A 14,706-nucleotide genomic window follows, 5' to 3' on the forward strand; every position below is an offset into this window, starting at 1 on the left:
AAATCGTGGTTCATCCCTGGCGCCGCGCCGATGCCGGGAAACGGGCCCCCGATGTTTTCGAGTCGTGATCGAATCATTCAAACCTCCTTCCGCGGCGCGAGACTTGCTTGCCATTCCTTGCCGACGAGCCGATAGCTTGTGTCATCGACATCACCGGCAATTGTCCGTATGGCCTGCACCTTGGGATCTATCCTTTGAAAGAAGGCTATGCAGCCTGGCATATCGCAGGCATTGGTTTCAGCCATATTGAGAATGCCCTGCCTTGTCGTGAAGTCGTAGCTTATGCCGAGAACTGAGCACTGTAGTTCCGGGTGATAGACTGGTTTAAGGTACGTCATGTGGTCCTCCTGGTTGGATACGTAGCGAACTTGGGAACTTGTGAACTTTTGCAAGCTCTCTAGGACAGACAGGAAACCACCCTAAAAACGGGGGTGAGAAGTCGTCGTCACAAGTTCACAAGTAAGAAAAAAGAAGAGATTTTTATCTCTTATATTATTGTTTATATTGATATTTTTCTGATGCCTTAACTTTTGACGGCGTTCCAACCGGCCAAAAGTTTCACAAGTTCTAGGGGGTCGTCCCCACAAGTTGTTAGCCAACTTGTGAACCTGCCACAAGTTTGAATGACCCGCGCGCGCCTGGCTTCGGTTGCGGCTTCAGGCTCTCGACTTTACCAGTATCGATGAGCCACTGCAGCGCCTTCGACACCTCGTCGCCTTCATGAGCGCTCACCCCTTCGCGCTGCAGGATGTGGCTCCATGCCAGGGTATTGCCCGGCGCGGCTTCGAGAGCTCGGATCACAGCTTTCCTGAGGGCCTCGACGGCAGATCCAGACATATGGCGCTCGACACCCTCGGTCACGATCTGGATCGAGCGATAGACGATTGCCCACCCCCATGCGACGTCGTCCTCCGTGACTAAAGGGTTTCTGGGATCGCGGCTTACGGCCCGAATGGATGCGAGCCGGACAACGTTCTCAGCCGCGCGACCGTTGATGTGGTGCTCCCGCTCACTCCAAGCCGGGTCGTGCTGCCAAAGAAAGACTTCCGTCCAGAGCCGGTATGCGACACCATCCTCGCCACCTTCGAAGGGGATCATCAGCTTCTTGGCTCCGAAGCCCTTCGGGGCTGGAAAATCAGTCTGCGCCTGCTTCAGCGATGCCACTAAGCCCGGTGGCATCACCGCCTTCCGATTGAGCGACGGCGGCTTGATCTGTGCCGGCCCCTGCCCTTCAATGAAGATGAAGCGGCTGAGAAAACCGTCATTCAAGGAGGCGTCGGATAGACCCGCGTAAAGGGTTGCCGGCGTGGTCATGCCCAGCACAGTCAATGCCGGGCCATCAATCGGGCTGTCATCTTTCTTCGTCTCATCCGACGCATACTGACGCCCATGGAACACGCTGTCCGCCTGATCGTAAATGGCGAGTAGAAATTTCCGGATTGACGCAGAAGCAGCATTGGTGCGCTTCGCGTTGATGTCCTGCAACGTCACGCCAAATTCGTCCATCACGACTACGGTCGACTTGTTTTTGCGCAGCATACGCTCGATGGCGGCGTAGGATGTGGGATCGCCGTTCGTCACGGCCCCCGGTTTCCCTGCACCGGCGGCCAGCGCGACGATCGACTTTGGCGCATGGCCCTTTCCGCTTGCCACGCCCATTACGGTGGTGAGAAACAGGTTGAGGCCGCTCCGTGTTGGCCCAAGAGCCTTATCGCCGAACATCCCACCGATAAGCGCGAGAGCGGAAGTCAGCGAGAGTTCCGGCACCGGAATAATTGCCGTCGACGTGATCCACGTCGAGATTTCAGCTAGGAGGCCGCCCGCGGAGGCCGGCGCGAACGGATCTGGATGCATCGCGGGAGGAGTTGGCATGAGCCTGGAGGTGCTGGAAGGCGTCTGCTTATTGTCGTTCGCCGCGGCCGGGGCGCGCTTTGCTGTGTTCCTTGCCACAAGTGCCGCAGCGATCTCTGCACCGGCGGCGCGAGCCTTGATGTGAGGCAATCCAAACTTCGCCCACATTCTAGCGAAATCGGCATTTGCGTCCTTCGACGAATATCGCTCGAACCAATCCCCGGTGGCCGAAAGAAACACGGCGCAAGCCTGCTCGGCAGTCAGGCCGTCAAAGGCGAGCTGCTCGACAACCTTGGACGCCCAGGCGGATCTGTCACCAACGTCATTGGCCGCAAGCATCTCCGAGGCCGCGGCGGAGATAGAAAGTCCGTCGACAGATGGGATTTCGCCAATAGTCACCGTAGAGTGATCGGCCGGCGCGTTCATCCACAAACCAAGTGCCGTGCGCAGCTCGTCAACGCACGTCAAACTGCCATCCCAAGCCATGTCGACGGTGACGGCGACGGGATCTGGCGAGCGACCGCGCTCCAGCTTTTTTCGATTTGGCCAGTTTAGCGTGCCGGGAATGCGCCAGACATGGGCGATGTCCGCGGTGCCGTGATCGCTGCCGGTCGCACGCTTCAGGGCCGCGGCCAAGGGCTTCCCGTCTGTTGGGACAACCGCCTTATCGAAAAGAAGAAACGGCTGATAATTGCCCGGCGACGTCTCCAGGACGACGTTCGGTTCAACTGGCATTTCCCCGGTCTTGCCGGTATCTGCGTCGAGGTCGACCACGAGACCGAGTAGCGCGACGATATCAGCTTCTTTTCCACGCGACCCGCGCGCGAGACCCTTCCGCATTACCTGCAAACCGGAGAACACGTTCGCATGCGGAGTGGACGCGTGTGCCATGATTGCGTCGACCATGCCGTCAACATCACCGACAACATGATGCGTTACAGTGCCTGGCACATCGCCGTCTCCGATAGGATTGGCGAAATAGGTGGATGTGACGAGAAGGCCGTCGATACCAATTGCAAGGCCATGCAGCATTTCAACGTGCTGGCGGATTGCGACTTCGTCAAATGTGGCGGCGGCGGCGACCGCTTTAAGCTTGGGAATCGGAGCCATGGGCGGTAGTTGCCTCATCGTAAGTAGTGGATGCCAAGATGGTAATGCGTTCCGCTAGGAGCGGATCGAACGTTGCCGTCCGCCGACTGCCAGCCTGTGCGGCGTAGACAATCCTTTTGCCTCCAGGAGCTTCGAGAAGTCGGAGGCCGTAAAGGCGGATCTGACCGGAGAGCTCAAGATCGAATGTCGCGAGCAACCGCAAAGCCCCGCCGCCCGATTTGGCAGCGGGAATGAGGTCACGGACCTTCATCGAGGAAAGGCGAGCCGTGTGGCGCCGAACAAGCCGGCCGCATCGTTCTCGATTTTCTCGATGACCGCTTGCCAGACGAAATCAGCCGTCCGCCGATCTGCAAAGAACGCGTCGCCGACATGTCGAACCAAACCCGTCTGTGGCGGCCTACCCTCTCCGGCATATTGGACGAAACCGAAGCGGCGACGATCGCCCCTTTCGCCCTCAGTTCCGGCCACCTTCTCCGGGAACAAAAGTGTCGAGGCTTCGATAACTCTTGCGTCCGCCGCATAGCCGTCGAGGAAGTCGATCGCGAGCGCATGGCCGCGGACGCGCGGAATCGATGTGTCCGCAGAAACGCGTCCTCTGATGAGACGGGACGCGCGAGGTTCGTCGGTGAATGAACGCAATGGTTCTCCTTTGCCGGCGCTGGGCCGCTTAGTAGTTTTGATTTGTTGACTTGAGCTGTCGTCGGCACGAGGCCCGAGAAAGTCCGGAAAATAGCGGGAACTAACTAGGCGGTCGCCCTCGCCCGCGCGTTGTCATTCGCTCCATCCCAGGTCTCAGAACGGCGGCGTTCGGACATCCATGCATCTAAATCCGCCGTTGAATAAACAACGGCACGACCAAGCTTGAAATATTTTGGGCCGCCGCCGAAATGCCGAAGCTTGTCCAGGCTGGATTTTGAGAGGCCGATGTAGCTCGCCGCCTCTTTCACACGCATATTCCGTTGCACTTGCACCTCCATGTTTCACGTTGATGCCGGTGATATGATGGATTTTCAGAGAAGATTTTAGGCCAAATAAATGCGATTTAAATCCTGTAATACTGGCGGTCTGGGCTTTAATTCGCCGCATGTCACGCTAGGGTGCCCGCCAAGCCATCTTAAAATGAGCCGGCAACGATAGATATCAAGACCGCTTTGAATATGCTCCGGACCCGGACCGACAAAAGAGGTCGTCGTGACCAAACCATCCGCAGAGTTCGACGTTTGGTACGTCTTCAACGACGAAGCCTATTCGACCCCTGCGGGACGCGGTATGGTTTTGATGAGGGCAAATCACGGGGCGCGAACGCAAATGCCGAACGATTTCACAAGGCAATTTCTGAAGTTTGCTGACACTCTCGGGGCTGCTGTCGTCGAAGCAGCTATTCTTAGCTTTGTCGCGGTACGGCGGGACGACCAATTCTTTCTCATCGAAGGGCAGCTCATCCTTGGCAACATTGAACAAGTGCCAAAGGCGTCGTTCCAATCTCCAAATGTCCGCGCTGGACAGTACCGCCTGTCGGATCTTGGAAAGTCGGTCGCACAACTCCTCTGGGAGGTTGACACTGGGAGCCTGAAGCTCCCGGAGGGGGAAATCTTACTTCAAAGCTATGAGGGGGGCGGTTACCACTGGTCATTTGATCCATCTCATGCCCTCGGCGGGCAGACACGACTAGAAATTCTGACTGTCCTCGGCCGAGAGCGTGAGGCGTTAGTGGACGAGCGGCTTGTTGATTGGGAGCTACGAGCAGCCGTCCCTCCATTTGACACCCTGGTCGAGCTCACAAACCACTACGGGCTAATTTACACACGAGGGTCCGTTCGCTTCGAGGCGGCCGCTCCCGCGATCGTTGCTGTTGACATCACGCAAAGAGTAGACGGTGAGAGCGCGACACTCGGCCTCGTGCTATTCCGGGGTTTCGCCACCGATCGAGCGTTCCTTGGGTATAAGATCCTCGTTAACAACAACTGCGTGGAGCGGGGACAATCGCCTGGGAGCGCCTTCAAGTGGAATGACGATGGAAAAATCCAGCGCGGCATTGCAACCCTTCAAGTGCCGAGATCAGCCATTGTACACTGCTTTGCGGGTTATGACGGGCGAGCCCAATCGTTTGGCTGGATAGTCGATCCAAATAATCATCAGAATGCTAGACGGGTTGCCTACGAGGGGTTTGACAAAGATCTAGCAAAGCTCCGGGACGGCCTTCTTAAAGCACCTGGGCCTGCGCACAAAAATCAACAAGGAATCTTCGAAGCTGCTGTCTCATCTCTGATGTGGATACGCGGCTATGGCGTGTCTTTGTTGAGCACGATCAAGGAAGGGCCGGATATATTGGCGACGACGCCAAGCGGGCACTTCCTAGTGATTGAATGCACAATGGGAATTTTGAAGGAGGATTCTAAACTCACGAGGCTGGCTATCCGTGCAAAACACGTGCGCGACCACCTGAAGGAATCTGGCAGCCCAAATCTGAGCGTTCTGCCGGTTATGATTACAGCCCTAACGCGGTCCGAGGTAGAAACTGAGATTGCAGGTGCCCTTCAACAAGGCACTTTTGTAATCACGAGGGAAGCGATCGAGGAGTCACTCGAAACTAGCTTTTTGGTTCCCGATCCGGAGCGTGAATTCAACGACGCTCTAAAGCTATTGGCTGAGGCTGCCTCCCAGCCGCCGCGAGATGCAAAGCAGTAGTTCTCAAACGGGCGGGTCGGCGTACAGTTTTGCCGTGACAAAGCGAACGACGCTCTGCGCCAAAGGTAGCGCCGCGCCACAGTCAGCCTAATCGGTATTGGTTTCGGTTGCCATTCGATGTTGCGCGCTACAGTTATCGCAACGTTCGTGGCGATTCGGTGGCGACCACATCGTCAGTCGGAGATCAAAATTCTCACTAAGATATTGAAATCTGTGGTGAGAGCGATGGGGCTCGAACCCATGACCTACTGATTAAAAGTCAGTTGCTCTACCGACTGAGCTACGCTCTCCCTCTCCGCAGGCAGATCCTGCCCCGGCTGGAAGTGCGCGGAACATATGCAGACGCCCTATTGCGGTCAACCCATAAAATCACGGTTATGACGGCTCGAACATGCTTTTCCTCACCTCCAGGCGATGAAATGGCGGCGGCGCGTCGTCGAGATCCTTCAAAGAAATGAACGGTTAAAGCGTTTCGCCGTGAAAATGCATGAATCATGCAGCGATCCATTCCGGCACCCTGAACAACCGTAACAATTTCCCTTAATAATCAGGGTTGCAATAATAGTATCCAGCGGCTCGCCATCGGCAACTGTTGGGGTGCGAATCGTTTTTGGTGTATATCAGTTCTTGTTAACAACCTGTCGGGCCCTCAGGAGGTTCTTTTATGGAAGATGCACACGTCGGTTGGATTGCGGCAATTATCATCGGCGGCCTAGCTGGCTGGTTTGCCGAGATGATCATGAAAAGCAACACAGGCATAGTCATGAACATCATCCTCGGCATTGTTGGCGCGCTCGTCGCCAGCTGGCTGTTCGGTGTTCTCGGCATCGCCCTGCCGTTCCATGTATGGCTGAACTACCTGATCACGGGTTTCATCGGCGCCTGCATCCTGATTTTCATCGGTCGACTGATCCGGCGTTAACGACGCATCGGGCGAGACGGCCCGAATCGGGAAGAGGAAAAAGGGAAGGCGGAACAAACCGCCTTTCCTTTTTTGTTGCCTGGACTTCGCGAGACGAAGGCCAAAAGCACGTCGCATCAGGGGCGCGACGGTTCGCGAAGACGACAGGCGGGTTTCCAAGAACCTGGAGGCAGATGCAATCCTGAAACGTCACGATGCATTTCAAGGCCTTTCCAACATCATCCTCGGCGCTATCTATAAAAACTGGAACCGAAAGGAAGTTGGAAACATGACGGAAAACGCCAATCGGACAACCGCCCGCAAAGCCATCCGTGGCCGCCCTTACAGCATTGCTGAATTTGCGCGCAAATATCGCCTCGAGGATGCCGAGGCAAAGCGCCTCTTCTATAAATTCGGCCCGTCATCGACGGAGCTGGACCTGCTCATGGCGGCCAAGCGGAAGCCTCCGAGCCTTTCCACGGCAATCGGGCAATGATGCATCGCTACCCGAGCCGAGCTTGAGGATTGCCACCGAGATCGTCGCTCTTCCAAGCGGCGATCCGGCGTGCCGATACAGATGAACCGGATAAAGCGGCGTTGGCTAAATCACATACTGATATATCACAATCGGTTGCCTTCGACGGCGTCAGATGACACTCTGCGCCATCCAAGTACACGCCGGACATCGCCTCGAATGCAGAATTCGCTTAGCCACCTCGCCTATCTCGCGCTGGAATACGCGATCGTGACGCTCAGGCTGAAGCCTGGCGCCCTCGTTACCGAGAAACAGCTGATCGAGATGGCGGGGCATGGACGAACACCCGTGCGCGAGGCCATCCAGAAACTTGCCTGGCAGAGTTTGATCCACGTTCGCCCTCGCGTCGGCCTGCAAATCGCGGAGATTCGCCCTGAGGATCATCGGTATGTCATGCAGGTCAGGCGGGAGTTGGAGCCGATCGCGGCGGCACTTGCGGCGGCCCATGCCGATGCGGAGCAGCGCGAGGAGTTGCGAGAATGCGCGCGGCTCATGGCAGATTGTGCCCTTGCCAACGACCTGCCCGGCTTTTTCGCCGCCGATAAGACGTTCGACGAGATTCTCGAAGCCGCCTGCCCTAACAATTTCATCACAGCGGCACTTGGACCGGTGCAGACGCATGCACGCCGCCTATGGTTTTCCACAGGGATGCATGACCGGATGGATCAAGCGATCGCCATGCATGTTCAGGCGATCGAAGCCATTCTTGACGGCGATCCGGACCATGCGCGCGCAGCCATGGCTTCGCTTATCGACTACCTAAGCCACACATGAAAAAGGCGGCTTCGCTGCCGAAACCGCCTTGCACTCCGCTTATGGGATTCGTCTAGCCGACGAAAGCGCGTTCGATGACGAACTCGGCAGGCTTGTTGTTTGCACCCTCGTTCAGGCCGGCCTTTTCAAGCAACCCCTTGGTGTCCTTGAGCATGGCGGAAGAGCCGCAGATCATGCCGCGATCGATGGCGGGATCGAGGGCAGGCACGCCTAGATCGCTGAAAAGCTTGCCGTTTTCGATGAGATCGGTGATGCGGCCCGTGAAGGGAAACTCCTCGCGTGTCACCGTCGCATAGTGGCGCAGCTTGTCTCCGACGACTTCGCTGAGGATTTCGTCGTTGCGGATTTCCTCAACGAGATCGAAACCGTACTTGAGCTCGGCGACATCGCGCGTCGTGTGCGTGAGGATGACTTCCTCATACTTCTCATAGGTCTCGGGATCGCGGATCAGGCTCGCAAACGGCGCGATACCGGTGCCGGTCGAGAACATATAGAGCCGCCGGCCGGGTGTCAGCGCGTCCAGAACCAGCGTGCCGGTCGGCTTCTTGCGCATCAGCACTTCGTCGCCGGGCTTGATGTTCTGCAGGTGCGAGGTCAGCGGCCCGTCCGGCACCTTGATGGAGAAGAACTCGAGTTCGTCGGCCCAGGCGGGGCTCGCGATTGAATAGGCGCGATAAAGCGGCTTGCCATCGACCATCAAGCCGATCATGGCGAACTCGCCTGAACGGAAGCGGAAGCCTTGCGGCCTGGTCATGGTAAAGCGAAAGAGCCGGTCGGTATAATGCGTGACGCTCAGCACCTTCTCGGCGAAGACGCCGGCGGGGACTGCTGAAGCAAATTCATCTGATTTGGCGGGGGCGTTCATTCTGTCTCGGATCCCGTATTAATCTTACACGTCATTCCTGGCAGGCTCATTGCGCGATGCTGATATAATAATACAGCCGGTATTGAAAGGCATTCCATTTCATCCGGCGGCACAAGACTGAAATATGCATGTTTCAGTCAAGATTCCAGATCGGCGGCATCACATTTATCGGGAGACTTGCATACGGCAACCCGACCAGGTCGGATTGCCGCTACAACAGGCCTGCCGACATCAGGCCGATTTCGCCGGCAACCGTCGCCAGCTATAGGCCTGTCCGCCTTCGGCGCGGCGCGCGGTCGGCTGATAATAGTGCGGAATGCCGGGCAACCGATTTTCCGACAGTCGCTTCAGTGCCGTTTCGTTGGTCACGGCGAAACTATCGATGCCGACGCGCAGCATCAACGGAATTTGATCGATCAGCACATCGCCGACGGCGCGGAGTTCGTTCGCGTAGCCGAGGCGCTGGCGCAAAAGCGAAGCATGGCTGAAGGAGCGACCATCGCTGAATGCCGGAAAGGCAACAGCAACAATATCGAGGCGATCGAGATAGGGTTGCAGCCGGGTCACGTCGTCCGCCGGCTTGATGACGACGCCGAGGCCTACCTCGTTGCTCTCTTCCGCCTTCGCGATCAACGCATCGAGGCCGAGCAGAGGTTTCTGCGTCTCGGTCGCCTTGACGTCATCCGTCTCGATGACCCACGGATCGTTTTCCACGAAGCCGGTTTCCCGCCAGATCTTGGTCATGTTCAATCTCCTTACGCCGCTTCGGCTGCCGTCGAGGACGAGCCGTAAAGCGCGGTCTTGAACGGCTGCGGCCCGACCCGCCGATAGGCGGCGAGGAAAGTTTCGGAAGGATCCAGACGAAGACCGAGATAGGTATCGACAATGGTCTCGATGGCGTCGGTCACCTTGTCCGGCTCGAAGCCGCGGCCGATGATCTCGCCGATCGATGTGTTCTCGTCGCCGGAGCCGCCGAGGGTGATCTGATAGAGTTCCGCGCCCTTCTTTTCGACGCCGAGTAGGCCGATATGACCGACATGGTGATGGCCGCAGGCATTGATGCAACCGGAAATCTTGATCTTCAGCTCGCCAATTTCAGCCTGGCGCTCGGCCGAGCCGAAGCGCCTGGAAATCTCCTGCGCGACCGGGATGGAGCGCGCATTGGCAAGCGCGCAATAATCGAGGCCGGGACAGGCAATGATATCCGTGATCAGACCGGCATTCGCCGTTTCCAAACCGGCAGCGACGAGGCCGCGATAGACGGCTTCGAGATCCGCAAGCGCCACATGCGGCAGGATGAGGTTCTGCTCGTGGCTGACGCGGATTTCGTCGAAGGCATATTCCTCGGCAATATCGGCCACCACTTCCATCTGCGCATCCGAAGCGTCGCCGGGAATGCCGCCGATCGGCTTCAGCGAGATCGTCACCATCCCGTAATCGGGGTTCTTGTGCGGCTGCACGTTCTGCTGCACCCAGCGGGCAAAGTCCGGATCGGTCTTCTTCCAGCGGGCGAGGCTTTCCCAGCCTTCGGCACGTTCCGGCAGCGCGGGCGGTGCGAAATAGGCGGAAATCGCCTGAACGTCCGCTTCCGGCAGCTTCAGCTCCGTGTCTCTAAGCTTGTCGAACTCGACCTCGACCTGCCGCGCCAGTTCCTCGGCGCCGGTTTCATGCACAAGGATCTTGATGCGCGCCTTGTACTTGTTGTCGCGGCGGCCATGCAGATTGTAAACGCGCATGATGGCGGTGATGTAGGACAGAAGATCCTGCTCCGGCAGGAAGTCGCGGATCAGCTTGGCAACGAGCGGCGTGCGGCCCTGGCCGCCACCGACGTAAACGGCAAAGCCAATCTCACCCCTGTCGTTCTTCTTCAGATGCAGGCCGACATCATGGACCTGGATCGCGGCGCGGTCGCGCTCGGCGCCTGTAACGGCAATCTTGAACTTGCGCGGCAGGAAGGAAAACTCTGGATGCACGGAAGACCATTGCCGCAGGATTTCGGCATAAGGCCTGGGATCTGCGACTTCATCGGCCGCCGCACCGGCGAAATGATCTGCCGTCACGTTGCGAATGCAGTTGCCCGAAGTCTGGATGGCATGCATCTCGACCGAGGCCAGATCGGCCAGCGCGTCGGGCATCTCGGAGAGCTTCGGCCAGTTGAACTGCAGATTCTGGCGCGTGGTGAAATGGCCATAGCCGCGGTCGTAAGTGCGCGCGACATGTGCGAGCATGCGCATCTGGCGCGAGCTCAGCGTGCCATAGGGAATGGCAATGCGCAGCATGTAGGCATGCAGCTGCAGATAGACGCCGTTCATCAGACGCAGCGGCTTGAAGGCATCTTCCGAAAGCTCACCCGAGAGGCGTCGCTCCACCTGATCGCGGAACTGGGCAACCCGTTCCGCGACAAAGGCGTGGTCGAATTCATCGTAACGATACATGATTTCCTCGGGGCTTCTCAGACTGCAATAAAATCGGGATCGGCCGCGGCATAGCCCGGCGCGTATTCCATCGTGGGGCCTTCAGCGCGGATGCGCTCGCGCAAACGCAGCGGCCAAAGCTTGCCGTCGGTTTCCTGAACGTCGATCAGGTTGACGTCGACAACCTTGTTGTCAGCATAGGCCTGCTTGCCGATCGCTTCCAGAGCGGCTTCCGCTTCGGCATGGCGAGCGACCAGCGCGTCCTGCAGCGACGTCGTCCACTCACCATTCGCGTTCAGCCAAACGGCGACGCCATCGGTGAGCCGGTTTGCGGTCAGAACCTTGTCGACCATCCATCAGCTCCTTGCGTAGTCTTGAGCAGCGGTCTCGCGACGGACCAGCGGCTCGGATTGTTCGAAATTCGCACCGGCGACGGCATCGCCGATGATGACCATGACCGGCCCGCTCAACTCATCGCGGCGCTCGAGATCCGGCAAATCCCTCAGGATGCCGTGCATCAGGCGGCGATCGCGGCGGCTCGCATTCTCGATGACGGCAACCGTCGTTTCGGGCGGCACGCCGGCTTGCATCAGGCGTTCGGCGACGGAAGCGGCAACCGTGCGCCCCATGTAGACGGCAATCGTTGCCCCGGACACGGCCAGGCTTGCCCAATCGGGCAGCACGTCACCAGCCAGATCATGACCGGTCGTGAAGACCAGCGACGAGGCGACACCGCGCACCGTCAGCGGCAGCTCGAAATCGGCGGCGGCGGCAAAGGCCGAGGTGATGCCGGGGACGATCTCATAACCGATACCGGCGGCACGCAGCGCCGCCATTTCCTCGCCGGCGCGACCGTAGACCAGCGGATCGCCAGACTTCAGGCGCACCACGCGCTTGCCTTCGCGGCCGAGCTGCACCAGCAGATCGTTGATCTCTTCCTGCGACTTGCTGTGGCACCCCTTGCGCTTGCCGACGGACAGGCGCTCGGCGTCGCGGCGCCCCATATCGACGATCGCCTGCGGCACGAGCGCATCATAGACGATGACGTCGGCCTCCATCATCACGCGCTGCGCGCGCAAGGTCAGCAGGTCTTCGGCGCCCGGACCGGCGCCCACCAGCCAGACGCGACCCTCAACCCCGCTTGAGGACTGCAGCAATTCATCGGCTGCCTGCTCCGCCTGCGGGAGATGGCCGGCATTGACGGCATCGGCAACGGGGCCAGAGAAGAATCGCCGCCAGAAAATCCGGCGCGCAACGCCACGGGGTACGAGACGCTCGACCGGCTTGCGATAGCGCGTCGCCAATTCCGCCAGCTTGCCCAGCGACGGCGATAGCATCTGGTCGATCTGCGCGCGGATCATCTGCGCCAGCACCGGACCGGCGCCTTCCGTGCCGATGGCAACCGCGACGGGGGCGCGGTTCACCAGCGCCGGCGTATAGAAATCGCAGTAGTCGGGCTGATCGACGGCGTTTGCCGGAATTCTCTCGGCGCGAGCGGCAGCGACGATCGCACGATCCGCCCCGGCGTCGCCGGTGGCGGCAAAGACAAGGGTGGCACCCTTGACCTGATCGGATGAAAAATTACCCCGCACGGTTTCGATGCGATTGGCGATGAGGAAGGCGTGATAATCAGCCTCGGGCGCCTGGACATAGGCAACGATCCTTGCCTGCGTCTGCATGAGCAGCCGCACCTTGGCAAAGGCCTCGTCGCCATTGCCGAAGACAGCCGCCACCCGTCCTTCTACGCGAAAGAAGGCGGGAAACACCGAAAGCTGCTCAGTCCTGGGAGGCATCATCATTCCACTTCGAGATTTGGCGAATATCGCCCCTTCCGCCAAGAGATTGAAGAAACAGAATTCTAATGCTCGGGCGAACACGTATTCTTTTGCTCGACATCTAGGGGATTTGAGCAAAACTCACCAGGCAAGCAGATTGCAATAAATATATAAAATCTATAGGTTTTTAGGATTCATTGGCGCCTACGGGCCGCTTTATTGCCTGTGGCGAACATAGTCTTTAACTTATTTGCACATACCGCCGCATTCGTAATCCCACTAGGCTGCAGCGAAAACCGTTGGAGGAAACCCCTTGTCTGACAATAGCATCGCTGCACGCCTTCTGAACGTCGTCGAGCACGACATCCTGCCCTTGACCAGCCAGGGCGTCGCCGCCGGCAACAAGGTCTTCGGCGCCGCCATCCTGCGCAAGTCCGACCTTTCGCTCGTTATTGCCGAAACCAACAACGAACTGGAGAACCCGCTCTGGCACGGCGAGGTTCATACGCTCAAGCGTTTCTACGAGCTCGGCGAGAAGCCTGCGACCAAGGATCTCATCTTCCTGTCCACCCACGAGCCCTGCACCATGTGCATGTCGGCGATCACCTGGGCCGGCTTCGACAATTTCTATTATTTCTTCAGCCACGAGGATTCCCGGGATGCTTTCGCGATCCCGCACGATCTCAAGATCCTGAAAGAAGTCTTCGGCCTGGAGCCGGGTGGCTACCGCCGCCAAAACGCTTTCTGGAAGAGCTTTGCCATCTCGGATCTCGTGGAAACCGAAGAGGGTCCGCGCAAAGGCGAGTTGAAGGAACAGACCGCACGCATTAAACAAGCCTATGCCGGTCTCTCCGACAACTATCAGGCGTCGAAGGGGAGCAACGACATTCCGTTGAATTGAAAGAGCAAGACCCGAGGCACAGATGGAAGCATCGCGAGACATTTCCGGCCTGATCGACATCATGGCCGCGCTACGAAATCCCGAAACCGGCTGCCCTTGGGATATCGTCCAGACCTTCGAGACCATCAAGCCCTATACGATCGAGGAGGCCTATGAGGTCGCCGACGCGATCGAGCGCAAGGACAACGACGACATTTGCGACGAACTTGGCGACCTGCTGTTGCAGGTCGTCTTCCATGCGCGGATTGCCGAAGAGGCCGGTGCCTTTTCCTTCGGCGATGTCGTGCATGCCATCAGCCGCAAGATGATCCGTCGCCATCCGCATGTCTTTGCCGTTTCCGATGCCAAGACCGAGGATGCGGTGACGCTGCAATGGGATCGAATCAAGGCCGAAGAGAAACGCGAGCGGGCCGAGCGCCGGGCGAAGAGCGGCATCACCGAGGATTTCAAGGACGGGTTCCTTGGTTCGGTACAACGAACCTTCCCTGCCCTGACGGAGGCATTGAAGCTGCAGGAACGAGCCGCCAAGGTCGGCTTCGACTGGTCGGCGCCGGAACCGATCCTCGACAAGATCGAGGAAGAGATCGGCGAATTGCGGGCGGCGCTCGCGAGCGGCGACAAGGCCAAGGTCAGCGATGAACTCGGCGACCTGATCTTTGCGGTCGTCAATATCGGCCGGCATGTGAAAACCGATCCCGAACAGGCCCTGCGCGGCACGAACACGAAGTTCCGTCGCCGCTTCCATCACATAGAAACGACGCTTGAGGCCGATGGCGAGACGCTGGAGGATGCCTCGCTGGAGCGCATGGAAGAGATCTGGCAGGCGGCGAAAGCCATCGAGCGGCAGCTTGCCGGAGTGAAAACGGCCTGAAGCGCTGAAAACGAATCTTTC

Annotated in this window: 15 protein-coding genes and 1 tRNA gene; 6 read left to right on the forward strand and 10 right to left on the reverse strand. The window is 58.4% G+C overall.

What is annotated here, in order from left to right; all coding sequences use genetic code 11:
* Positions 1-77: 77 nt before the first annotated feature.
* The 4 genes from ACQZ6J_RS26065 to ACQZ6J_RS26080 form a co-directional block, all read right to left on the reverse strand.
* On the reverse strand, positions 78-338 hold the full coding sequence (locus ACQZ6J_RS26065; RefSeq protein ID WP_449086259.1) for a hypothetical protein: 261 nt from the start codon (positions 336-338) through the stop codon (positions 78-80).
* A gap of 253 nt (positions 339-591) precedes the next feature.
* The gene (locus tag ACQZ6J_RS26070; RefSeq protein ID WP_449086260.1) at positions 592-2,961 is read right to left on the reverse strand and encodes a DUF3987 domain-containing protein; all 2,370 of its coding nucleotides are present in this window, start codon (positions 2,959-2,961) and stop codon (positions 592-594) included.
* Between the two features lie 246 nt (positions 2,962-3,207).
* Entirely contained in the window at positions 3,208-3,600 is a 393-nt protein-coding gene (locus ACQZ6J_RS26075) for a hypothetical protein (RefSeq protein WP_449086261.1), read from the reverse strand.
* Positions 3,601-3,704: 104 nt separating this feature from the next.
* Positions 3,705-3,926 carry a helix-turn-helix transcriptional regulator gene (locus tag ACQZ6J_RS26080; protein ID WP_449086262.1) on the reverse strand — a complete coding sequence of 74 codons (222 nt, stop codon included), beginning with the start codon at positions 3,924-3,926 and terminating at the stop codon, positions 3,705-3,707.
* A gap of 226 nt (positions 3,927-4,152) precedes the next feature.
* On the opposite strand from ACQZ6J_RS26080, the gene ACQZ6J_RS26085 reads away from it, so the two are divergent.
* A complete protein-coding gene (locus ACQZ6J_RS26085; RefSeq protein WP_449086263.1) occupies positions 4,153-5,649 on the forward strand; it encodes a hypothetical protein in 1,497 nt (498 codons plus the stop codon).
* 214 nt (positions 5,650-5,863) lie between these two features.
* Here the strand turns inward: ACQZ6J_RS26085 and ACQZ6J_RS26090 are convergent.
* Positions 5,864-5,939: transfer RNA gene (locus ACQZ6J_RS26090), tRNA-Lys, on the reverse strand.
* A 374-nt stretch (positions 5,940-6,313) separates the two neighbouring features.
* Here ACQZ6J_RS26090 and ACQZ6J_RS26095 point away from each other — a divergent pair.
* The 3 genes from ACQZ6J_RS26095 to ACQZ6J_RS26105 all read left to right on the forward strand — a co-directional run bounded on the left by ACQZ6J_RS26095 (position 6,314) and on the right by ACQZ6J_RS26105 (position 7,859).
* Positions 6,314-6,571: a GlsB/YeaQ/YmgE family stress response membrane protein gene (locus ACQZ6J_RS26095; protein WP_163985831.1), complete on the forward strand. Its 258-nt coding sequence runs from the start codon at positions 6,314-6,316 to the stop codon at positions 6,569-6,571.
* Positions 6,572-6,839: 268 nt separating this feature from the next.
* Positions 6,840-7,046, forward strand: coding sequence for a hypothetical protein (locus tag ACQZ6J_RS26100; protein WP_163985832.1), 207 nt, complete (start codon positions 6,840-6,842; stop codon positions 7,044-7,046).
* A gap of 198 nt (positions 7,047-7,244) precedes the next feature.
* Positions 7,245-7,859 (forward strand): GntR family transcriptional regulator, encoded by a 615-nt coding sequence (locus ACQZ6J_RS26105; protein WP_449086300.1) that lies wholly within the window; start codon positions 7,245-7,247, stop codon positions 7,857-7,859.
* A gap of 52 nt (positions 7,860-7,911) precedes the next feature.
* Here ACQZ6J_RS26105 and ACQZ6J_RS26110 read toward each other — a convergent pair whose 3' ends face one another.
* From ACQZ6J_RS26110 to cysG, 5 genes are all read right to left on the reverse strand, one after another.
* Positions 7,912-8,724 carry a ferredoxin--NADP reductase gene (locus ACQZ6J_RS26110; protein WP_112796202.1) on the reverse strand — a complete coding sequence of 271 codons (813 nt, stop codon included), beginning with the start codon at positions 8,722-8,724 and terminating at the stop codon, positions 7,912-7,914.
* Positions 8,725-8,955: 231 nt separating this feature from the next.
* On the reverse strand, positions 8,956-9,468 hold the full coding sequence (locus ACQZ6J_RS26115; protein WP_163985835.1) for a DUF934 domain-containing protein: 513 nt from the start codon (positions 9,466-9,468) through the stop codon (positions 8,956-8,958).
* Positions 9,469-9,479: 11 nt separating this feature from the next.
* Complete coding sequence (locus ACQZ6J_RS26120) at positions 9,480-11,159, reverse strand: nitrite/sulfite reductase (RefSeq protein WP_449086264.1); 1,680 nt, start codon at positions 11,157-11,159, stop codon at positions 9,480-9,482.
* Between the two features lie 17 nt (positions 11,160-11,176).
* Entirely contained in the window at positions 11,177-11,491 is a 315-nt protein-coding gene (locus ACQZ6J_RS26125) for a DUF2849 domain-containing protein (RefSeq protein WP_163985837.1), read from the reverse strand.
* A 3-nt stretch (positions 11,492-11,494) separates the two neighbouring features.
* Positions 11,495-12,937 carry a siroheme synthase CysG gene (cysG, locus tag ACQZ6J_RS26130; protein WP_449086265.1) on the reverse strand — a complete coding sequence of 481 codons (1,443 nt, stop codon included), beginning with the start codon at positions 12,935-12,937 and terminating at the stop codon, positions 11,495-11,497.
* Positions 12,938-13,226: 289 nt separating this feature from the next.
* On the opposite strand from cysG, the gene ACQZ6J_RS26135 reads away from it, so the two are divergent.
* Positions 13,227-13,814: a deaminase gene (locus tag ACQZ6J_RS26135; RefSeq protein ID WP_449086266.1), complete on the forward strand. Its 588-nt coding sequence runs from the start codon at positions 13,227-13,229 to the stop codon at positions 13,812-13,814.
* A gap of 22 nt (positions 13,815-13,836) precedes the next feature.
* A complete protein-coding gene (gene mazG, locus ACQZ6J_RS26140; protein ID WP_163985839.1) occupies positions 13,837-14,685 on the forward strand; it encodes a nucleoside triphosphate pyrophosphohydrolase in 849 nt (282 codons plus the stop codon).
* Positions 14,686-14,706 lie beyond the last annotated feature (21 nt).

The sequence above is a fragment of the Rhizobium sp. A37_96 genome (assembly GCF_053521765.1).